The 19,369-nt window shown below is 62.5% G+C and carries 17 protein-coding genes and 1 pseudogene; 9 read left to right on the top strand and 9 right to left on the bottom strand.

Annotated elements, in window-relative coordinates:
• The first annotated feature begins 50 nt into the window (after positions 1–50).
• Both ACFHWW_RS02780 and ACFHWW_RS02775 read left to right on the top strand, forming a co-directional pair.
• Positions 51–902: a LysR family transcriptional regulator gene (locus ACFHWW_RS02780; protein ID WP_100669963.1), complete on the top strand. Its 852-nt coding sequence runs from the start codon at positions 51–53 to the stop codon at positions 900–902.
• A gap of 74 nt (positions 903–976) precedes the next feature.
• Positions 977–1,333 (top strand): cupin domain-containing protein, encoded by a 357-nt coding sequence (locus ACFHWW_RS02775; protein WP_100669962.1) that lies wholly within the window; start codon positions 977–979, stop codon positions 1,331–1,333.
• A 46-nt stretch (positions 1,334–1,379) separates the two neighbouring features.
• Here ACFHWW_RS02775 and ACFHWW_RS02770 read toward each other — a convergent pair whose 3' ends face one another.
• Entirely contained in the window at positions 1,380–2,531 is a 1,152-nt protein-coding gene (locus tag ACFHWW_RS02770; protein ID WP_275597058.1) for an HPP family protein, read from the bottom strand.
• A gap of 280 nt (positions 2,532–2,811) precedes the next feature.
• Here ACFHWW_RS02770 and ACFHWW_RS02765 point away from each other — a divergent pair, with 280 nt between their 5' ends.
• Positions 2,812–3,108 carry a hypothetical protein gene (locus ACFHWW_RS02765; protein WP_324763424.1) on the top strand — a complete coding sequence of 99 codons (297 nt, stop codon included), beginning with the start codon at positions 2,812–2,814 and terminating at the stop codon, positions 3,106–3,108.
• A 296-nt stretch (positions 3,109–3,404) separates the two neighbouring features.
• Complete coding sequence (locus ACFHWW_RS02760) at positions 3,405–5,039, top strand: arylsulfatase (RefSeq protein ID WP_379937217.1); 1,635 nt, start codon at positions 3,405–3,407, stop codon at positions 5,037–5,039.
• 112 nt (positions 5,040–5,151) lie between these two features.
• Here ACFHWW_RS02760 and folD read toward each other — a convergent pair whose 3' ends face one another.
• From folD to ACFHWW_RS02735, 5 genes are read right to left on the bottom strand one after another with little or no spacing between them, the layout of a single operon-like run.
• Positions 5,152–6,072 (bottom strand): bifunctional methylenetetrahydrofolate dehydrogenase/methenyltetrahydrofolate cyclohydrolase FolD, encoded by a 921-nt coding sequence (gene folD / locus ACFHWW_RS02755; protein WP_379937216.1) that lies wholly within the window; start codon positions 6,070–6,072, stop codon positions 5,152–5,154.
• Between the two features lie 22 nt (positions 6,073–6,094).
• Positions 6,095–6,628, bottom strand: coding sequence for a sarcosine oxidase subunit gamma family protein (locus ACFHWW_RS02750; protein ID WP_379937215.1), 534 nt, complete (start codon positions 6,626–6,628; stop codon positions 6,095–6,097).
• Complete coding sequence (locus ACFHWW_RS02745) at positions 6,621–9,584, bottom strand: sarcosine oxidase subunit alpha (RefSeq protein WP_379937214.1); 2,964 nt, start codon at positions 9,582–9,584, stop codon at positions 6,621–6,623. Before ACFHWW_RS02745 ends, ACFHWW_RS02750 begins: the two co-directional genes overlap by 8 nt.
• Entirely contained in the window at positions 9,581–9,859 is a 279-nt protein-coding gene (locus ACFHWW_RS02740; RefSeq protein WP_379937213.1) for a sarcosine oxidase subunit delta family protein, read from the bottom strand. Before ACFHWW_RS02740 ends, ACFHWW_RS02745 begins: the two co-directional genes overlap by 4 nt.
• 25 nt (positions 9,860–9,884) lie before the next feature.
• Positions 9,885–11,135 (bottom strand): sarcosine oxidase subunit beta, encoded by a 1,251-nt coding sequence (locus ACFHWW_RS02735; protein ID WP_026169144.1) that lies wholly within the window; start codon positions 11,133–11,135, stop codon positions 9,885–9,887.
• A 94-nt stretch (positions 11,136–11,229) separates the two neighbouring features.
• On the opposite strand from ACFHWW_RS02735, the gene ACFHWW_RS02730 reads away from it, so the two are divergent.
• The 5 genes from ACFHWW_RS02730 (at position 11,230) to glnT (ending at position 16,672) form a co-directional block, all read left to right on the top strand.
• Complete coding sequence (locus ACFHWW_RS02730; protein ID WP_379937212.1) at positions 11,230–12,204, top strand: GlxA family transcriptional regulator; 975 nt, start codon at positions 11,230–11,232, stop codon at positions 12,202–12,204.
• Positions 12,205–12,311: 107 nt separating this feature from the next.
• Positions 12,312–13,217, top strand: coding sequence for a glutamine amidotransferase family protein (locus tag ACFHWW_RS02725; protein WP_018099598.1), 906 nt, complete (start codon positions 12,312–12,314; stop codon positions 13,215–13,217).
• Between the two features lie 36 nt (positions 13,218–13,253).
• On the top strand, positions 13,254–13,940 hold the full coding sequence (locus tag ACFHWW_RS02720) for a GXGXG domain-containing protein (protein WP_127708828.1): 687 nt from the start codon (positions 13,254–13,256) through the stop codon (positions 13,938–13,940).
• A gap of 14 nt (positions 13,941–13,954) precedes the next feature.
• On the top strand, positions 13,955–15,283 hold the full coding sequence (locus ACFHWW_RS02715) for an FMN-binding glutamate synthase family protein (protein ID WP_018099596.1): 1,329 nt from the start codon (positions 13,955–13,957) through the stop codon (positions 15,281–15,283).
• A gap of 81 nt (positions 15,284–15,364) precedes the next feature.
• A complete protein-coding gene (gene glnT, locus ACFHWW_RS02710) occupies positions 15,365–16,672 on the top strand; it encodes a type III glutamate--ammonia ligase (protein WP_379937210.1) in 1,308 nt (435 codons plus the stop codon).
• A 113-nt stretch (positions 16,673–16,785) separates the two neighbouring features.
• On the opposite strand, the gene ACFHWW_RS02705 is transcribed toward glnT, so the two are convergent.
• The 3 genes and pseudogenes from ACFHWW_RS02705 to ACFHWW_RS02695 all read right to left on the bottom strand — a co-directional run bounded on the left by ACFHWW_RS02705 (position 16,786) and on the right by ACFHWW_RS02695 (position 19,355).
• A complete protein-coding gene (locus tag ACFHWW_RS02705) occupies positions 16,786–17,049 on the bottom strand; it encodes a hypothetical protein (protein WP_379937241.1) in 264 nt (87 codons plus the stop codon).
• Positions 17,050–17,076: 27 nt separating this feature from the next.
• Positions 17,077–17,818: pseudogene (locus tag ACFHWW_RS02700) on the bottom strand (hypothetical protein); the annotation flags it as partial.
• Positions 17,819–17,957: 139 nt separating this feature from the next.
• The gene (locus ACFHWW_RS02695; RefSeq protein ID WP_324762620.1) at positions 17,958–19,355 is read right to left on the bottom strand and encodes an amino acid permease; all 1,398 of its coding nucleotides are present in this window, start codon (positions 19,353–19,355) and stop codon (positions 17,958–17,960) included.
• Between the last annotated feature and the right edge of the window lie 14 nt (positions 19,356–19,369).

Raw genomic sequence — 19,369 nt, 5'->3', positions numbered from 1 at the left:
TGCCGCCGGCAGTCAGGCTGACGTGGCGACGCTATTTGCGCGGGGCGAAGATGGACATCAGCATTGCGCGTACGTTCCTCGAGGTGGTCAAGACAGGAAGTTTCGTGAATGCCGCTGCCAATCTGAACATCTCCCAGACCGCAGTCAGTGCGCGAATTCGCGTGCTCGAGGAACAACTCGACAGGCCCATGTTCATTCGGAACAAGGCCGGTGCCAGGCTGACCCCCGCCGGAGAGCAGTTTTTCCGTTTTGCGACGAGCCTGGTGCAAGTATGGGAGGCGGCGCGAACCACGGTCGCTTTGCCCCCGGGGCGCGAGGCCATGGTGACGATCGGTGCGGAGCTCAGTCTGTGGGATCCACTGTTGAAGCATTGGCTTTTTTGGATGCGCCGCGAATGCCCCAGCGTGGCCATTCGAACGTCGATCGACAGATCGGAGCGGCTGATGGAGCTCGTGCAGGACGGTTCACTTGACGCGGCGGTCCTTTATGGAGCGCCAAATCGTCCAGGCACGCTTACGGAGCTGCTTTTCGAGGAAAAACTCGTTTTCGTCCGCACGACGGCCATGCCGCAGCCGCCCGGACCGGAAGACCTCGTTGGCATCGATTGGGGAGAGGATTTTGCCGGCAGCTATAGGGCGGCTTTTCCGGGCGGTCCGAGTCCGGTGGTGGCGATCAGTTATGGGCCGCTTGCTCTCGACTACATTCTGGCAGTCGGCGGATCCGGATATTTTCGGCAGGGCTTCGTTCGGCCCTATCTTGCGGACGGCAGTCTCGAGCTCGTTCCCAACAGTCCGGAATTTGCCTACCCCGCTTATCTCGTTTCCTCAGCTAAGGCAGATCGGTCTATGCTGGATCGCATTCGGGCGGGATTGAGGGCCGCCGCATCCAGTGCCGGCGTCTGAAGCGGGTCGGAGAACTCGCGTCGGATCAAATCACCTTCACCGATAGTCGCGGCGAACAGCCGAAAGGATATCCGATGAAACCAATCAATATTTCCGAGAAGCTGGCTCTGTTTTCGAGCCATTGGGATCCGCACGTCGTGTCCGATTACAACGACAACGATGTCATGGTCGTCAAGTTTAAAGGGGAATACCCATTTCACAAGCATGAGACCACGGACGATTTCTTCTACGTCCTGGAGGGCGAAATGATTATGGATATCGAAGGGAAACCCTCTCAGGTGGTCAGAGCTGGCGAGCTGTTTGTGGTTCCGAAAGGCGTTGTACATCGTCCCCGGGCAGAGACGGAGGTCAAGGTTCTTCTAATCGAGCCAAAGGGAGAACCCAATTCGGGTGACTCGGACCGAGCACCGGCGCCAAAAACACGCATCTAGCGCCCGGACGACCTGGTCCTGCATATAATATCCATGGCTCGACGCCTCAGATACCCTGCCCGTTGCCCTGCATTATTTCGGACAGACCATTATGCGAGAGACTTTTGGCCAAAGTCGCGAGCAGATCGGTCTGGGATATGATGCCCACAACCTTGCCGCCGTCGTCGAGAATGACGACGGCGTGTGTCGCCCCGTCCGTCAGGCGGGGGAGCAGGCCGATCGCAGGGTCGGATGGCCTGGCGGTAGCTGCCGCGCTTATCGGCAGTTTGCTGCCGGGCTCTTTGCCGGCGAGCTCCCGCAGGCCCACCGTACCCTGAAGCTTCTCGTTCTCGTCAAGCACTGGAAGTGTACGAATGTCGTGCTTCAACAACAGGTATCGTGCATGCTCGGGGGTCGTGTCGCCGGGCACGGTTACGACGTCGCGGGACATGATGTCGGCACAAGTCAACTCTCCCCTCTGTCGGACGAGGGCCTGCAGTTCGACTTCCCTCAAGAGGGCATCGATGTCCTCCCGGCTGATATCGAGTGTTTCATTCAACCGCGCGATTGCCGAGTCTATGTCCTCGGAATTGAAGCCGACACGAAGCGCAGGTGGAGGATCCGCCGTCGCATGTGTATTCACCGGCGCAATTCCGGGCCGATGAGGATATTGGCGGCGCGCCAGCCTATGAAACACAATGCCCAATCCGACGAGGATCAGGGAGTTGATCGCAACGGGTATGAACGGGAACCAAAAACCTGAGCGTGCGACCGCGGCTCCACCGATGACAGCCGTCAGCGCGGCGGCGCCTCCTGGCGGATGAAGCGATCGCGTGAGCGACATCGCAAGAATCGCCAGAGCGACTGCGAGGCCGATGGCAAGCATCTGGTCCGTCACGATATAGGTCACGGAGACGCCGATCAGGGCGGAGATCGTGTTCCCGCCGATGATCGACCAAGGCTGCGCAAGCGGACTGGCCGGCACGGCAAAGAGCAAGACGGCAGAGGCGCCGATGGGCGCAACGATCAGCGGCAGCTGGGGGTCGTCTCCAAAAACGAACCCGCAAACCAGGCCGGTGACACAAATCCCGATCAACGCTCCGATACAGCCGATCAAGCGCTCTTTCAGCGTTGCACCCGCCAGAATCGGCGAGAACAGCTTGAATCTCGGCAAACGGCCGGACTTTCGAACTTCGTGTGGCGGAGGGGGGACAATCATTCGGGAGCGTCGGATGCAGTTGCTTATTTTTCGAAGCTTATGTGCCTATAAAAAGGGCGAAGCAATAGCACGGACGGATTTCTGTGTGGTTCCAGCGACATTTCGGAAATGGGCCAGTGTGACCGGGCGCGATGACGCGGATCGAGGAGAAGTGCCTCGGCGTAGCGATCACTATTGCATCGCGCGTTTTCGTTCGCTGCTGCGGCCCATTCCAGGGGAGGCTGGAAGTTGGCACGTAAATTGCTGCCCTAACACGACCACAGTCGGGTACGGGTGCAACTTGGATTTCTTCGGCTTCTCCTCTTCTGTGCTGATTTGGCTCGCTCTAGGCTTGAGCGGCCCTGCGTTTCTTTCCGCTTTTCGCACTGGATCCCTTAACTGGGAATCCGCGGCCGAGACGACTGTCGGAGCCGCGGTTTTCGTCGGAGCATTGGGTCTGTATCTCTCTGCCGGAAGCGTTCTTGCCGCAGCGGTCGTCTCTCTCGCAGCCCTCGCAATCGCCCCCATGTTTCGCGTGAAGAGTCGACGGTTGCCGATGCTGGCCGTGTCGATTCTCTGCCTGGGCATGTATCTCTAGAGAATTTCCTTTCTCACGTCGCGTGCGACCGTGGAAACCATTCTCCTCACGCCGCCGGCAAAGGACGCAACGCCCGGAGGTCTACTCGGGCGGGCTCTCGCCGTCGCATTGCCCCTTGGTCCAACTTCTCATGCCCGTACGTCCGACCGATAATCTGGCCGGCTTACGTGTGCCGGCACTCGAGCTTGGGAACGGTTTCCAGCTCCAGGGAGCTGTCACGGCAAGGCCACGCCTTGATGTGCAGGGATGCAAGCCGCGCATCGGAAAACACCTATTTATCTATTCAGGAGCAAAGCATGAGCCCTCCAGATGCCGAAAAGCGCGAGAAAGTGCAGGATTCCTTGTCTTTAGATCGTCGAAGCCTCCTGCTCGGCGGCACGATGCTTGCTGCAGCTGCCGCAAGCGGTGTCACGGGCGTTGGCACTGCAAAGGCTCAGCAACAGCCGGCAGCTTCCGGCGGGAAACAGCCCAACATTCTCGTCATCTGGGGAGATGACATCGGTACCTGGAATATCAGCCACAACAATCGTGGCATGATGGGTTACAGGACCCCGAACATCGACCGGATTGCCCAGGAAGGCTTGTCGTTCACGGATTACTACGGTCAGCAAAGCTGCACAGCGGGTCGGGCCGCCTTTATCGGCGGCAACGTCCCCGTTCGCACCGGCATGACGAAGGTGGGTCTACCAGGTGCGAAGGAAGGCTGGCAAGAGAGCGACGTGACGATGGCCGCCGTCCTGAAAAGCCAAGGATATGCCACGGGTCAATTCGGCAAGAACCACCAGGGCGACCGCGACGAACACCTTCCGACCAACCACGGTTTCGATGAGTTCTTCGGCAATCTCTACCACCTGAACGCCGAGGAAGAGCCTGAGAACCGCGACTATCCGAAAAGCACGGACTTTCGAAAGAATTTCGGCCCGCGCGGCGTCATCAAGGCCAGCGCGGACGGAAAGATCGAGGACACCGGGCCGCTGACGAGAAAGCGGATGGAAACGGTCGATGCCGAAACCCTCGCTGCGGCCCGGGATTTCATCTCACGTCAGCATGAGGCGCAGAAGCCGTTCTTCGTCTGGTGGAACGCCACGCGGATGCATTTTCGTACGCATGTGAAAGAGTCCAATACCGGAATATCGGGACCGAGCGGCGACGAGTACCATGACGGGATGGTCGAGCATGACATGCAGGTCGGCGAACTGCTGCAGCTTCTGGACGATCTCGGCATCGCCGAAGACACCGTCGTCATGTACTCCACCGACAATGGGCCTCACTACAATACATGGCCGGATGCCGCCACGACGCCCTTCAGAAGCGAGAAGAACTCGAACTGGGAAGGAGCCTATCGCGTTCCGACCTTTGTGCGCTGGCCCGGTCGCTTCCCGGCCGGAAAGACGTTGAACGGTATCGTCTCGCACGAGGATTGGCTGCCGACCTTCGCCGCCATCGCGGGGGCACCGGACATCAAGGAAAAACTTCTTGACGGGGTCGATCTGAACGGCCGTCATTACCGCAACTACATCGACGGCCACAACCAGCTCGATTATCTGGAAGGCAAGGTCAACGAGTCACCGCGTCGTGAGTTCTGGTACGTGAACGACGATGGTCAGGTCGTGGCGGCGCGTTACGACGATTGGAAAGTTGTCTTCCTGGAAAATCGGGGCGAAGCCTTCGGTGTCTGGCGCGAACCCTTCACCGAGCTGCGTGTGCCGCTGCTCTTTCACCTGCGCCGTGATCCCTTCGAGAAAGCGCAGCACAATTCGAACACCTACAATGATTGGTTCCTGGAGCGCGTCTTCGTCATCGTGCCGATCCAAGGCATGGCAGCGAAGTTCCTGCAGACGATGAAGGATTATCCTCCCAGCCAATCGCCTGGTTCGTTCAATCTGAGCAAGATCGAAGCTGCTTTGCGCTCGGCCGGCGGTGGCAAATAGCTAAATGAGCCAGCGACGGTCCGATCCCTTTGGCGGACCGTCGCTGGACTATTCATCGAAGGATTTACACCGCTCGGTGGGACCGTATTGATCGACGGTACAGGGCGCGGGCTCAGCCGGATATCAGCTTTGAGAGCTGTTCGGACACCTTCAGGCCGGACGCTCTGTGAGCTGCAATCACGCTGTTGGCCATCAACATGGCGATGGTCATCGGCCCGACGCCGCCCGGAACCGGCGTAATGGCGGATGCAAAAGGTGCGCACTCCGCGAAGGCGACGTCGCCGACCAGCCTCGTCCTGTTCTCCCCCTTCTCAGGTGCGGGAACACGATTGATCCCGACATCGATGACGGTGGCGCCCCGCTTCAACCAGTCCGCTTTGACCATTTCGGGCCGGCCGACCGCAGCGATCACGATATCGGCGTTGCGGCAGATCGAGGCCAGATCGTTGGTGCGGGAATGGGCGATCGTCACCGTGGCATTGGCATTCAGCAGCAGCTGTGCCATCGGCTTGCCGAAGAGATTCGAACGACCGATGACCAGCGCATTCAAGCCGGAAAGATCGCGACCGTGTACCCGGCGCACAAAGACCATCGCGCCTGCCGGGGTGCAGGAGATCAGGCCGTTCTCCAGATCGCCGGTTGCGAGCTTTCCGGCATTGGCGATATGCAGGCCGTCGACGTCCTTTTCGGGCCGGATCGACTGAATGATGGCATCTGCGTCCAGATGTTCCGGCAATGGCAGTTGCACGAGAATGCCATGGATGCCGTCATCACCGTTCAGTTGATGCACCAGGTCCGCAAGCTCCTGCTGCGTCGTTTCCTTCGGCAGCGTATGCTGGACCGAAAAGAAGCCGCACGCCTTGGCCATGCGGCTTTTTGCGCCGACATAGGCATGACTTGCGGGATCGTCGCCGACGATAATGACGGCAAGTCCTGTTTTCTTGCCCGTCTGCTGCTGCAGCTCGGCATTTGCGTCTTTTATCGCCCCGTTGATGGAAGCCGCTACGGCCTTGCCGTCGATGATCGTCGTCATGTTCGCTATCCGACAGTGGGGTTCAGCCAAATTCCAGGCCCATTCGGGCAAGGTCGTCCCAAAGACTTTCTGCAAAGCCCCGCAGCACGATGATCTCGAAGGTTTCCGCTCCGACGCGGGTGACATGGGCCGCGATATGGCCGATCAGCGTCACCGCGGACTGCCCGATCGGGAACGCGGACGGGTCGAGGTCGAGCGCTGTGCCTTTCGAAAGCGCGCGATGCGCCATCTTTCCCTCGATCCGGATGCGGACGCGGCCGTGGCTCTGATCGACACCGGTGGCGCGCGGTTCGAGGGCGGCAAAGAGGCTCTTCATTTCCTGATGCGGGATAGGTGCGTCGCTGATGATGAACCACTGGTCGGGCGAAACCGGGCGCAAGGCGTGCGGAGCCGCGCCGGTGAACCTGCCGAGAAAGGGCACGATGTCCTCCTGACCCGGCCGGGCGAGAACATGGATGATCGTGCCTTCCGGAAGTGGCGAGAGCCTGAAATCGGCGAAAGCGACCGTCTGCTTGCTGCCGAGCGCCGGACGAAGGGTTGGACGGAATTCAGACATGGAGCCTCTCGTTCTGAGGGTCGAAGAAAACCGGATTGCAGAGACGTGCAGGCGTGGATTCTCCGTGAAGGCCGCTCCAGACCAGCACCTCTTCGCCGTGACGGTTGCGGCCGTTCTTGACGAGCGCCAGCGCGATGGTGGATCCGACATGCGGAGAATAGGCGCTCGAGGTGACATAGCCCTCGTCGTTTTCGAGGGTGGTTGCCGCCCCCTTGGCGAGAATGTGCGAGCCGCTGCGGAACGACTGCTGCGGATCGAGCGGTACGAGGCCCACCAGCTGCGGCCGGTCGGGCGCAGTCAGCCCCTCCCGCTGAAGCATCGCCTTGCCGACGAAATCCGGTTTGCTGGCCGAAACCATTTTCCCGAAGCCCAGATCGGCCGGCACGACGGTCCCGTTGATCTCGTTGTGCGTCACATGGCCCTTTTCGATGCGCAGAACGCTGAGCGTCTCGACGCCGTAAGGCATGATGCCGTGATCCTTCCCCGCCTCCAGGAGTGCATCGGCGACGCTTTCCCCGTAGCCGGCCGGAACCGCAAGTTCGTAGGCGAGCTCGCCGGAGAAGGAAATGCGAAAGAGGCAGCCGTGAAGGGCGCCGCTAAACAGCGAAACCTCCTTCGCTGCAAGATACGGGAACGCCGCGTCGGATATATCCTCGTCGACGATCTTCTGCAGGATCATGCGTGCTTTCGGACCGGCAATCGCCATTTGCGCCCACTGGTCGGTGATGGAGGCAAGACGCACGTCCAGTTCCGGCCAGAGCACCTGCGCACAGAATTCGAGGTGGTTCATGACGCCGGCCGCATAGGCGGTGGTGGTCGTCATGAAAAAGCGGTTCTCCTCGAGTCGGCTCGTCGTGCCGTCGTCGTAGATGAAGCCGTCCTCGCGCAGCATGAGCCCGTAACGCGCCTTTCCGACGGGCAGTTTGAGGAAGGCGTTGCAGTATACGCGATTGAGAAATTCGGCGGCGTCGCTTCCTGTTATCTCGATCTTGCCGAGCATCGAGACGTCACAGAGTCCGGCATTCTTCCGTACGTTCAGGACCTCTCGCTCGACGCTCTCCCGCCAGGTCCGCTCACCGTTCAGCGGGAACCAGGAGGATCGATACCAGAGACCCGTCTCGACGAAGACGGCACCGTGTTTCTTTGCCCAGTCATGAAGCGGCGACTTGCGGACCGGCTGGAAATGATGGCCCGTATGCGCGCCGGTCAGCGCACCGAAGGATACCGGCGTGTAGAAAGGGCGGAAGGTCGTCGTCCCGACCTCGGCGGGTGAGACGCCGCGTGCCTTGGCGATCAACCCGATCGCATTGACGTTCGAGAGCTTGCCCTGGTCCGTGGCCATGCCGGTGGTGGTGTAGCGCTTGGCAAGCTCGACATGGCTGTAGCCTTCGCGGACGGCCAGACCGATATCCCTGAGATGCACGTCGTTCTGGAAGTCGACGAAGGCCTTGTCCTTGACCTCGGGGATCGACCACAGCGGGGCAGGGGAATGTCTGCCTTCGTCGCCCTCGACCTTGGGAAGGGCGACCGGCGGGCAGGACAGACCGAACTCCTTGACGATGGCTTCAGCTCGTGCGGCGCCTTCCCCGAGGCAGGCAGCGAGGCCCGTCGTCGCTGCGGCACCGCCTGCAGCCTCGAGCCCCTTCAAGCTCCCGGGCGCGAGAAACGCCGCCTTTTCCGCAGACCAGACGGGCTTGCCGCCCCGGTGGCAGGCAAGGTGGATGACCGGGTCGAAGCCGCCCGCCATGGCGAGCGCATCGACCGCGATCGTTTCCGTTCGACCGCCGTGATGAACTTCGATCGCCGAGATCGCCTTGCCGCCCTTGGTGCCGCACACGACCGCTTCCCGGACGAGGCGCGCTTTGCCGCGATAGCCGACGCCGGCCGCAGGGCGGCTGTCGACGATGGCGACAACGTCGACGCCTGCGGCTTCGAGGTCCTGCGCGAGCGCATAGCCGCTGTCGTTGGTGGTGAAGATGGCGGTCGCCCGGCCCGGGGCGACACCGTAGCGGTTGAGATAGGCGCGCATCGCGCCTGCCATCATCACGCCCGGCCGATCGTTGCCGCCGAAGACGAGCGGGCGCTCTTCGGCACCTGTCGCAAGCAGGGCCTTTCCGGCAACGATCCGCCACAGCCTCTCGACGGGCAGATGGCTGGCGGGCTCCCGCACATGCTTCTGCACGCGCTCGACCGCGCCGAAGACGTTGCCGTCATACCAGCCGAAGGCGGTCGTCCGCATCAGGACCCGGACATTCGGCATCGACCGCAATTCGTCGCTTGCGTCGCGGGCGAAATCAGCCGCCGCCTTGCCGCCGATCGTCGCCGTATCGGACAGGAGCGAGCCGCCGGGCAGCGAGCCCTCGTCGACGAGAATGATCCGTGCGCCGGCGCGGCCGGCGGTAAGTGCAGCGGCCAGCCCCGTCGGGCCGGCGCCGATGACCAGCAGGTCGCAATGCGCCCAGCTCTTCTCATAGGCGTCGGGATCCGCTTCGTAGCTTGCCTTGCCGAGGCCGGCAGCCTTGCGGATGACCGGTTCGTAGAGCTTCTCCCAGAGCGGCGCCGGCCACATGAAAGTCTTGTAGTAGAAGCCGGCGCCGAGGAAGGGTGACAGTAGACCGTTCAGCGCACCGATATCGAAGTCGAGCGAGGGCCAGCGGTTCTGGCTGCGCGCCTCGAGGCCCTCGTAGAGCTCCTGCATGGTGGCGCGCGTGTTCGGCTCGGCGCGGCCGCCGCGGCCAACCGTGACCAGCGCGTTCGGTTCGGCGGCCCCCGCCGTCAGGATCCCGCGGGGCCGGTGGTATTTGAAGCTGCGGCCGACGAGCATCCGCCCGTTCGCAAGCAATGCCGAAGCGAGCGTGTCGCCTTCGAGGCCCTGCAGGGGGCGACCGTCGAAGGTAAAGGAGAGCGGGGCGTTGCGGTCGACGAGACCGCGTTTCGGCAAACGGTAGGAGCTCATTTGTGCGCCTCCGATCGAGAGCGGTCGGCCGCATCGTCGCACGCCGCAATCTCATGCGTCACGGTGTCCCGCGCAACGACGAGCCAGCGGCGGCACCCGGACGTGTGGTGCCAGTATTCCTCGTAGGCGCCGCGCGGGTTGTCGCGCAGGTAGACGTAGTCGAACCAATCGGCCGGTTCCGCGTCAGCCGCCGGTCGCGACAGGGCCGCGCCCTTGATGGTGAATTCTTCCTTGGGTCTTCGCCCGCAATTCGGGCAGGGCACGAGGCTTGCCATTTCGGATGTTCCTTGGTGGGCGAAATCAGTGAAGGTTGGGCTGAGCGCCCTGTCCCTTTTCGTCGATGAGGAAGCCGCGCTCGAAACGGTCGAGACGAAAAGCTGCGGCGGTCTTCTGTGGCGCGCCCCGGGCGAGAAGGTGGGCGAAGCAGAATCCCGAGGCGGGAGTGGCCTTGAACCCTCCATAGCACCAGCCGGCATTCAGGTAGAGATTGTCTATCGGGGTGCGGTCGATGATCGGCGAGCCGTCCATGCTCATATCCATGATGCCGCCCCAGGAACGCAGCACGCGCACACGGGACAATGCCGGGATCATCGCCTTGCCGGCTTCCGCCACGTGTTCCACGGTCGCGAGGTTGCCGCGCTGGGCATAGGAATTGTAGCCGTCAATATCGCCACCGAAGACCAGGCCGCCCTTGTCCGATTGCGAAACGTAGAAATGCCCGGCTCCGAACGTGACCACGCCGTCGATGAACGGCTTCAGGCCTTCCGATACGAAGGCCTGGAGCACGTGGCTCTCCAACGGCAGGCGCAGTCCGGCCATTTCGGCGACCTGCGAGGAATTGCCGGCCGCCGCCAGCGCCAGCTTTCCACAGCCGACGAAGCCGCGGTTGGTCTCCACGCCGGTGACGCGCCCGTTTTCCCGCCTGATCCCGGTCACTTCGCAATTCTGGATGATGTCGACCCCGCGGCTGTCTGCGCCGCGGGCATAGCCCCAGGCGACGGCATCGTGACGCACGGTGCCGCCGCGGCGCTGCAGGAGCCCGCCCTGAATGGGGAAGCGGGCATTGTCGAAATCGAGGAAGGGCAGCATCTTGCGCACGGCCGCCCGGTCGAGAAGGTCCGCGTCCACCCCGTGCAGCCGCATCGCATTGCCGCGCCGCGTATAGGCGTCGCGCTGAGCGTCGGAATGGAAGAGGTTGAGAACGCCCCGCTGCGAGACCATGGCATTGAAGTTGAAATCCTGCTCCAGCCCCTCCCAGAGCTTCATGGAGAGCTCGTAGAACGGATTGTTGCCGGGGAGCAGGTAGTTCGAGCGGATAATGGTCGTGTTGCGGCCGACATTGCCCGAACCGATATAGTTCTTTTCCAGCACCGCGACATTGGCGATGCCGAATTCCTTTGCGAGATAGTAGGCCGTCGCCAGGCCATGGCCACCGCCGCCGACGATGATCACGTCGTAATGGGGCTTCGGGTCGGGCTGGCGCCATGCCGGCGTCCAGTTCCGGTTGCCGCGCAGGCCGTTCAGGAGGATGGAAAGTGCTGAGTAGCGCATGGATGCCGCCCCATAAGTAATCCAAGGGGGCAGGTTAACATCCCGATCCTCCGAAGACTTGCAATCTTGGGACCTTCCGATGTAGGAATCGGTCATGGCGGCATCTTCCGACAGCAAGAACGTGCAGAGGATCGGTTTTTTGCTGGTGCGCAATTTTGCGCTGATGAGCTACGCATCGGCGACGGAGCCCCTGCGTGCGGCCAATCTTCTTGCCGGCCGGCCGCTCTACCAGATCGTCCCGCTCGCGCAGGGAGGAGGGACCGTCTCTTCATCTTCCGGGCTGTCGGTCGGCTGTGCGGATCTGGAGAGTGAAGCGGAAGCCTGCCATACCGTCTTCGTTTGCGCGGGCGGCGAGCCAACCGACTGGGCGGATACGTCTGCGTCCCACACGACGCTCCGGCGGCTCTCGCGCCTCGGTATTCGCGTCGGAGGCATATCGAGCGGAGCCTTCGTGCTTGCCGCCGCGGGACTGCTCGACAATCGCGACTTCACCATTCACTGGGAGCACGCGCCTACGCTGAAGGAAGCATTTCCCCATCTCAACCCGAGACATGCGCGCTTCGTGCTGGACGGCGGAATTGCCACCTGCGGCGGCGGGGTGGCGCCGCTCGACATGATGCATGCGATGATCGCCGAACGTCTGGGAACCGACTTCGCCCGCCGGGTCAGCGACTGGTATCTGCACGCGGCCGTCGCCGAGCCGGCGGCGCCGCAGCGCGGTTCGGCCGCAGAGCGGTTCGGTACCAATCATCCCGCCCTGCTTGCGGCTCTCGAGAAGATGGAAACGGCGATCGAACGGCCGCTCGACCGGACCGCCATGGCGCGCCTGGCCGGGGTCAGCCCGCGCCATCTCGACCGGCTTTTTAGGGAGCATCGCGGTGCCGGCTTTCTCGACACCTACCGGGAGATCCGGCTGCGGCACGCTCGCCGGCTCCTGCAGCAGAGCCCGCTCTCCATCCCGGAGATCGCCTACGCCACGGGCTTTTCGAGCCCCGCACATTTTTCGAATGCGTTCAAACGCCTGTTTTCGGAGACTCCGGGAAGCCTGCGCCGCCGCAGCGGTTCATGAGCTGACGCTCCTGATATTGCCTAGTAAGAAAAAAATATTCTCCACAGTTGATGGTCCCGCGACTGCGTGCTAGCATCGTTCCATGCACGAATGGAGGGACTACGCGAATGTGCGGCATTGTTGGTTTGTTTCTGAAAGACAGCAGGCTCGAGCCGCAGCTTGGCGAGCTTCTTTCGGACATGTTGATCACCATGACGGACCGTGGTCCGGACTCGGCCGGGCTGGCCATTTACGGCTCGGCTACCGAGGGGAAGGCGAAGGTGACGATCCAGTCTGCGAAGCCCGAAATTGACTTCGCAGACCTTGAACGGGATCTCGCCGAAGCAGGCGTGCCGGCACGCGTTGCCGTCAAGAGCACCCATGCGGTCGTTGGGATCGCAGCCGCCAGGCTCGCGGATGTCCGTGCCGTTCTCGCCGCCATCCGTCCGGATGTGCGCATCATGGGCGCCGGCGACAGTGTCGAAATCTACAAGGAAGTCGGCCTGCCGAAGGATGTCGTCGCACGGTTCGATGTGCGCTCGATGGGCGGTTCGCATGGCATCGGCCACACCCGAATGGCTACGGAATCGGCCGTGACCACACTTGGCGCACACCCGTTTTCCACCGGGTCGGATCAGTGCCTCGTGCATAACGGATCGTTGTCGAACCACAACAATCTGCGCCGGGAACTGATCCGCGAAGGAATTGCTTTCGAGACGCAGAACGACACGGAGGTCGCTGCCGCGTACCTCACGGCGGAAATGGCCAAGGGCAAGGATCTCGGACAGGCCCTGACCGGCGCGCTCGACGACCTCGACGGTTTCTTTACCTTCGTCGTCGGTACCAAGTCGGGCTTCGGCGTCGTGCGTGACCCGATCGCGTGCAAGCCGGCGGTCATGGCTGAAACGGATCGCTATGTCGCATTCGGTTCCGAATACCGGGCGCTGGTCAACCTGCCGGATATCGAGAGCGCGCGCATCTGGGAGCCAGAGCCCGCGACCGTTTACTTCTGGGACCATCAGAAGGCCGCCTGACTGGTATTTCGGCCCCTTTCCAAGGATTTTTCAAGTATGCCTGTTATTGATCTCGCCACCACGCCGCTGCGTGAACTCAATAGGTCCCTCCATAATATTCAGCAGGGCTCGAACGATCTGTCCTTCGAAGTCGCCAATCCGCGCGGAAGCCATGCGGTCGCCGTCGGGATCGACGGTCCCGTCGTGGTCGATGTGAACGGCTCCGTCGGCTACTATTGCGCCGGCATGAACGACGGCGGAACGGTCACGGTCCATGGCTCGGCAGGCCCGGGTGTCGCGGAAAACATGATGTCCGGCACAGTCGTCGTCGAGGGCGATGCCAGCCAGTATGCGGGCGCGACCGGCCGCGGCGGCCTGCTTGTGATTAAGGGCAACGCGGCGTCGCGCTGCGGCATCTCGATGAAAGGCATCGATATCGTCGTCCATGGAAATATCGGCCATATGTCGGCTTTCATGGGCCAGTCGGGCCACCTCGTCGTGCTCGGCGACGCGGGCGATGCCTTGGGTGACAGCCTCTACGAGGCCAAGCTCTTCGTACGCGGCACGGTCAAGAGTCTCGGCGCCGATTGCATCGAGAAGGAGATGCGTCCGGAGCACCTGCAAAAGCTGGCCGAGCTCCTGGAAAAGGCCGATGTCAAGGATGTCCGTCCGGAAGAATTCAAGCGCTACGGCTCGGCCCGCAAGCTCTACAATTTCAACATCGACAACGCAGACGCGTATTAAAGGCAGGGACCAGTATGAGCTATCACAACCCCTATACCCCGCCGCGCAAGTCCGCGACTTTCGACGACTATACGCTTGCGGAAATCCGCCGTGCGGCTGCGACGGGCATTTATGATATCAGAGGCGCCGGGACGAAGCGCAAGGTTCCGCATTTCGACGACCTTCTCTTTCTCGGTGCATCGATCTCGCGCTATCCGCTCGAAGGCTATCGCGAGAAATGCGACACCTCGGTCGTCCTGGGAACGCGCTTCGCGAAGAAGCCGATCCATCTGAAGATTCCGATCACGATCGCCGGCATGAGCTTCGGAGCGCTCTCCGGCCCCGCCAAGGAAGCACTCGGACGCGGTGCGACGGCTTCGGGAACGTCGACCACCACCGGCGACGGCGGTATGACGGATGAGGAGCGCGGTCATTCTCAGACGCTCGTCTATCAGTACCTGCCGTCGCGTTACGGCATGAACCCGAGGGATCTGCGCCGCGCGGATGCGATCGAGGTGGTGGTCGGGCAAGGGGCCAAGCCCGGTGGCGGCGGCATGCTGCTCGGCCAGAAGATCTCCGACAGGGTCGCCAACATGCGCAACCTGCCGAAGGGCATCGACCAGCGCTCGGCCTGCCGTCATCCCGATTGGACCGGGCCGGACGACCTCGAGATCAAAATTCTCGAATTGCGCGAGATCACCGATTGGGAGAAGCCGATCTACGTCAAGGTCGGCGGTGCGCGGCCCTATTACGACACGGCGCTCGCGGTAAAAGCCGGTGCGGATGTCGTCGTGCTCGACGGCATGCAGGGCGGGACCGCGGCGACGCAGGACGTCTTCATCGAGAATGTCGGCATGCCGACGCTTGCCTGCATTCGGCCGGCCGTCCAGGCGCTCCAGGATCTCGGCATGCACCGCAAGGTACAGCTCGTCGTGTCCGGGGGTATCCGCTCCGGCGCGGACGTCGCCAAGGCGCTGGCGCTTGGAGCCGACGCGGTGGCCATCGGCACCGCGGCGTTGGTCGCCATCGGCGACAACGACCCGCACTGGGAAGAAGAATACCAGAAGCTTGGCACGACGGCCGGCGCCTATGACGACTGGCATGAGGGCAAGGACCCCGCCGGCATCACGACGCAGGACCCTGAACTGATGAAGCGCCTCGACCCGGTCGCCGCCGGCCGGCGGCTGGCCAACTATCTGAAGGTGATGACGCTCGAAGCACAGACCATCGCCCGTGCCTGCGGCAAGAACCACCTCCACAATCTCGAGCCGGAGGATCTGTGCGCGCTGACGATGGAAGCCGCAGCCATGGCCCAGGTGCCGCTTGCGGGAACGAGCTGGTATCCTGGCAAAGGTACCTTTTGATTGAAAGGGTTAAGGGCCGCACTTGAGAGGGTGCGGCCCTTTCGTTTGAAATTGAGTGTCGGAATCCAAAAGGGGAACAAAGTGACACTGGATCTCTCCACATTCGCCCGCGAAAAGGGCGTCAAATATTTCATGATCAGCTACACCGATCTCTTCGGCGGGCAGCGCGCCAAACTGGTTCCCGCAGAGGCGATCGCCGACATGCAGAAGGGCGGCGCGGGCTTCGCAGGCTTTGCCACCTGGTTCGATCTCACGCCTGCACATCCCGATCTCTTCGCTCTCCCGGATGCGTCCGCGGCCATCCAACTCCCCTGGAAGAAGGATGTTGCCTGGGTGGCGGCAGACTGCGTCATGGACGACGCGCCCGTGGAACAGGCACCGCGCGTGGTGCTGAAGAAGCTCGTCGCCCAGGCCGCCCAGGAAGGTCTTCGCGTCAAGACCGGCGTCGAACCGGAGTTCTTCCTGATCTCGCCGGACGGATCGAAGATTTCCGACACGTTCGATACGGCGGAAAAGCCTTGCTATGACCAGCAGGCGATCATGCGCCGCTACGACGTGATCGCCGAAATCTGCGACTACATGCTGGAACTCGGATGGAAGCCCTACCAGAACGACCATGAGGATGCGAACGGCCAGTTCGAGATGAACTGGGAGTATGACGACGCACTCCGGACCGCCGACAAGCATTCCTTTTTCAAGTTCATGGTGAAGTCGGTCGCCGAGAAGCACGGGTTGCGCGCGACCTTCATGCCGAAGCCGTTCAAGGGTCTGACGGGCAACGGTTGCCATTGCCACATTTCGGTCTGGGATCTGGAAGGCGAGGTGAATGCCTTTGCCGACAACAAAGCGGAGTTCGGCCTTTCAGCCGAGGGACGCCACTTCCTGGGCGGCATCATGAAACATGCAAGCGCGCTCGCCGCGGTTACCAATCCGACGGTCAACTCCTACAAGCGGATCAACGCGCCGCGCACGATCTCCGGAGCAACCTGGGCGCCCAATTCGGTGACCTGGACCGGCAACAACCGCACCCACATGGTGCGCGTTCCCGGCCCCGGCCGTTTCGAGCTGCGCCTTCCGGACGGCGCCGTCAATCCCTACCTCCTGCAGGCGATCATCATTGCGGCCGGCCTTTCGGGCGTTCGCTCCAAGGCCGATCCCGGCCGTCACTACGACATCGACATGTACAAGGACGGCCATAAGGTAACCGACGCGCCGAAGCTTCCGCTGAACCTGCTCGACGCATTGCGGGAATACAATCGGGACGAGGAGCTGCAGGAGGCCCTGGGACGCGAGTTCTCCGCCGCCTATCTGAAGCTGAAACAGGGCGAGTGGAACACCTATTGCTCGCAATTCACCGAATGGGAGCACCAGACCACGCTCGACGTGTAGCATCAGGGCTTTTCCGTCAGCTTGAAAGAATCGGATCGTTTCGCTGTTGAAAGACAGTGAAACGATCTTGGAAACGCCTCGGCCGACGTCCCGCCGCCACCTGCAGGACGACTTCAGCTCTTCCGGGCGATTACCGTGCGGATGCGCGCACGGCGGTAGGCGTCGGGGATCGACAGGGCCCAGACGAAAATGCCGCCTGCATGCCGCCCGATGAAGGAGCGGTCCGGTGGCGCGGTCATGTAGGTGATCACCGAAAAGAAAACGACGAAAAAAGCGAAGGCCAGGCCGCGGGCCGCATCGCGCAGGGCGACATGGCCCGCCCCGGGCAACACCGTGGCCAATACCAGCACGAGATAGGGATTGATCGGCTTGGCCACGGCGGCCTCCTCAGCACTTTGAAACTGCGCACTCCCGGTCCGAAAACCGCTGAATACCTTCTGGAATGGCTCCCGCCGACGGCGGCAGCGAATAAGCGGGCTGATCGTCCGCCAGCGAGCCGCTCAGGGCCTCTGCTTCGGCGATCGTCCGGCGTATCGTCTCGGGCGCAATGGCCGTGATTGAAAACTGCGCCTGCCGCAACAGCAGATGGGCGCCGCGTTGCCCCTGAGCCGCCTGGCGGACTAGCCGCACGCCGCGTGGAGTAATCGCGGCCTCCTTGAGCGTGGGATCGGCAAACAGCTTGCCGAACATGGCTGCGGCGCGTTCGACCTGCCGACGCGAAGCATTGCCGTCGCCGCGCATCAGGAGGGCGGCGTCGCTGGGCGGCGGGATCAACAGATGCGGCATCTCGTGCACGAGCGAGTAGAATTCGGCGCCGGTCGGCCGCGCCAGCGCACCGATCTTCGGCCTGGCACAGGGGCTGGTTTCGAGCAGGGTGAGCTTCAGCCACAGTTGCGGCAATCGTCGGCAGACCAGCGTGTCGGGGACGAGTTCGACCCGTACCTGCCGCCCGTCGTCCAGCCTGCCGGCGAGGATCGGAAAGTGATCTGCGCCGTGGGTTATGCGGGCTCCCGGAAGGTGCCGCGCCGCGTCGTCCAGGAGGCCGCGGCGCGCGGTAATGGCCGCCCGATGGTCGCGGACCGCGCGAACGCTCATCCATACGCCGGAAGCTATTGCGAAGGCAGAGAAGGCAATTGTGGTGATCATACGATCGCCCTGGCTTGGTCGCCGGCTTCTGCGCGGGAAGCGCTCCGGACAGTTTCGTGAGGGCGGGCGGCGCGCGCCGAACGGGCACTGCGCGCCCCTTGAAGGCCGGCGGCTCGCAGGCGCCGCCGGCCCGACCCGATCAATAGCCTTGTGGCTTTGGCCACGGCATCGTGAACTGATCGCCGCGGCGTACGAACTTGTAGCGCCGGAAGTGAAACCACAGCGAAGCCACGATGTAGAAGCACATCATCGCGCTGAGCTGCGTGCCGTAGCCCAGGAACACGGCGAAATAGGCGGTCGAGCACAGAATGAGCAGCACGACCGTGGGTAAAGGATGAAACGGGTGCACGTAGCCGCGCTTGATCTTGCCGAGCGGCCACTTGTTTCGGAACATCACCATGTTGAAGGTCATGAAGGTGTAGCCGAGCAGGCCCGACAGGATCGAGAAGGTCACGACCTGGTCGAGCGGGGCGCCGAGCGCGAAGATAAGCGCGATCGGGACCAGGAATACGATCGCTCGATAGGGCGTGCGGTAGACCGGATGGACGGCACCGAACCAGCTTGGCAGATAACGGTCACGGCTCATGGAGAACCAGGCGCGGGAAGCGTCATTGATGCAGCCGTTGGCGGAGGCGAGCGTGGCGAACGCCGTGCCGACGAAGAGCAGAACCATCAGTCCGGTGCTGCCGGTGACGCGGGCGGCGTCGAACAAAGGCGTGCCGGCCTGGCCAAGATATTCCCACGGCATCAGGCCGGAGCAGATATACCAGGTCATGGTGGCCGCGATCAGCAGCGTCATGATGCCGGCCATCGTGCCGTAGGGAAGCGAGCGGGCAGGAGAGCGCACCTCCTCGGCCGCCTGGCAGGTACCCTCGATACCGAGATAGTACCAGAGCCCGAAATGCAGCGATGCCACGATGCCCACCCAGCCATAGGGTAGCGGATCGGAGGTGATGGCCGAAAAATCGAGCGGCACCGCCGAGGCGCCGAACTGCACCGATACGAACAACGCCACGATTGCAAGGAAGGCGATGGCGGTGATCACCAGGTTGAAGGTCAGGGTCGCGAGCACGCCGCGATAGTTGAGCCACGCCAGGAACATGATGGCGAGAACGATGAAGGGTTGCTGGTTGAGCCCGGCCTGGCCCTGCATTCCGGCCACGGTGTCGAGCAGGAAGCCGACGGTGATGGCGTTGGCGGCTTCGAGCATGGTATAGGCCATCACAAGGAAGAGGCCGACATTGAAGGCCATCAAAGGGCCGACGATGTGCTTGGCCTGAGCGTACTGGCCGCCGGCCGCGGCGACCGTCGAAGTCACTTCCGAGTCGATCATGGCGACGCAGGTGTAGAGCAGGCCGGCCACCCAGCAGGCCAACAGGCCGGCGATCATGCCGCCTTTGCCCACCGAGAAATTCCAGCCCATATATTCGCCGACGAGCACGATGCCGACGCCGAGTGCCCAGACATGTGCAGGCCCGAGCACCCTCAGCAGGCGCAGCCGGTCCGGCTCGGCTGCGGCGGATGTAGTATCGTCCATTTGCCGTCCTCCCC

Origin of the sequence: Sinorhizobium sp. P24N7 (genome assembly GCF_042436655.1) — a bacterium.
GTDB classification, from domain to species: domain Bacteria; phylum Pseudomonadota; class Alphaproteobacteria; order Rhizobiales; family Rhizobiaceae; genus Sinorhizobium; species Sinorhizobium meliloti_A.
This window is presented reverse-complemented; position numbering and strand designations above follow the sequence as displayed.

Excerpts from the sequence above, each read along its gene's own strand:
- ACFHWW_RS02715 (WP_018099596.1), top strand. The coding sequence starts at position 13,955 with ATGAGCTATCACAACCCCTATACCCCGCCGCGCAAGTCCGCGACTTTC.
- ACFHWW_RS02740 (WP_379937213.1), bottom strand. The coding sequence starts at position 9,859 with ATGGCAAGCCTCGTGCCCTGCCCGAATTGCGGGCGAAGACCCAAGGAA.
- ACFHWW_RS02750 (WP_379937215.1), bottom strand. The coding sequence starts at position 6,628 with ATGTCTGAATTCCGTCCAACCCTTCGTCCGGCGCTCGGCAGCAAGCAG.
- ACFHWW_RS02730 (WP_379937212.1), top strand. The coding sequence starts at position 11,230 with ATGGCGGCATCTTCCGACAGCAAGAACGTGCAGAGGATCGGTTTTTTG.
- ACFHWW_RS02780 (WP_100669963.1), top strand. The coding sequence starts at position 51 with ATGGACATCAGCATTGCGCGTACGTTCCTCGAGGTGGTCAAGACAGGA.
- ACFHWW_RS02760 (WP_379937217.1), top strand. The coding sequence starts at position 3,405 with ATGAGCCCTCCAGATGCCGAAAAGCGCGAGAAAGTGCAGGATTCCTTG.
- ACFHWW_RS02745 (WP_379937214.1), bottom strand. The coding sequence starts at position 9,584 with ATGAGCTCCTACCGTTTGCCGAAACGCGGTCTCGTCGACCGCAACGCC.
- folD (WP_379937216.1), bottom strand. The coding sequence starts at position 6,072 with ATGACGACGATCATCGACGGCAAGGCCGTAGCGGCTTCCATCAACGGG.
- ACFHWW_RS02775 (WP_100669962.1), top strand. The coding sequence starts at position 977 with ATGAAACCAATCAATATTTCCGAGAAGCTGGCTCTGTTTTCGAGCCAT.
- ACFHWW_RS02735 (WP_026169144.1), bottom strand. The coding sequence starts at position 11,135 with ATGCGCTACTCAGCACTTTCCATCCTCCTGAACGGCCTGCGCGGCAAC.
- ACFHWW_RS02695 (WP_324762620.1), bottom strand. The coding sequence starts at position 19,355 with ATGGACGATACTACATCCGCCGCAGCCGAGCCGGACCGGCTGCGCCTG.
- ACFHWW_RS02720 (WP_127708828.1), top strand. The coding sequence starts at position 13,254 with ATGCCTGTTATTGATCTCGCCACCACGCCGCTGCGTGAACTCAATAGG.
- ACFHWW_RS02770 (WP_275597058.1), bottom strand. The coding sequence starts at position 2,531 with ATGATTGTCCCCCCTCCGCCACACGAAGTTCGAAAGTCCGGCCGTTTG.
- ACFHWW_RS02725 (WP_018099598.1), top strand. The coding sequence starts at position 12,312 with ATGTGCGGCATTGTTGGTTTGTTTCTGAAAGACAGCAGGCTCGAGCCG.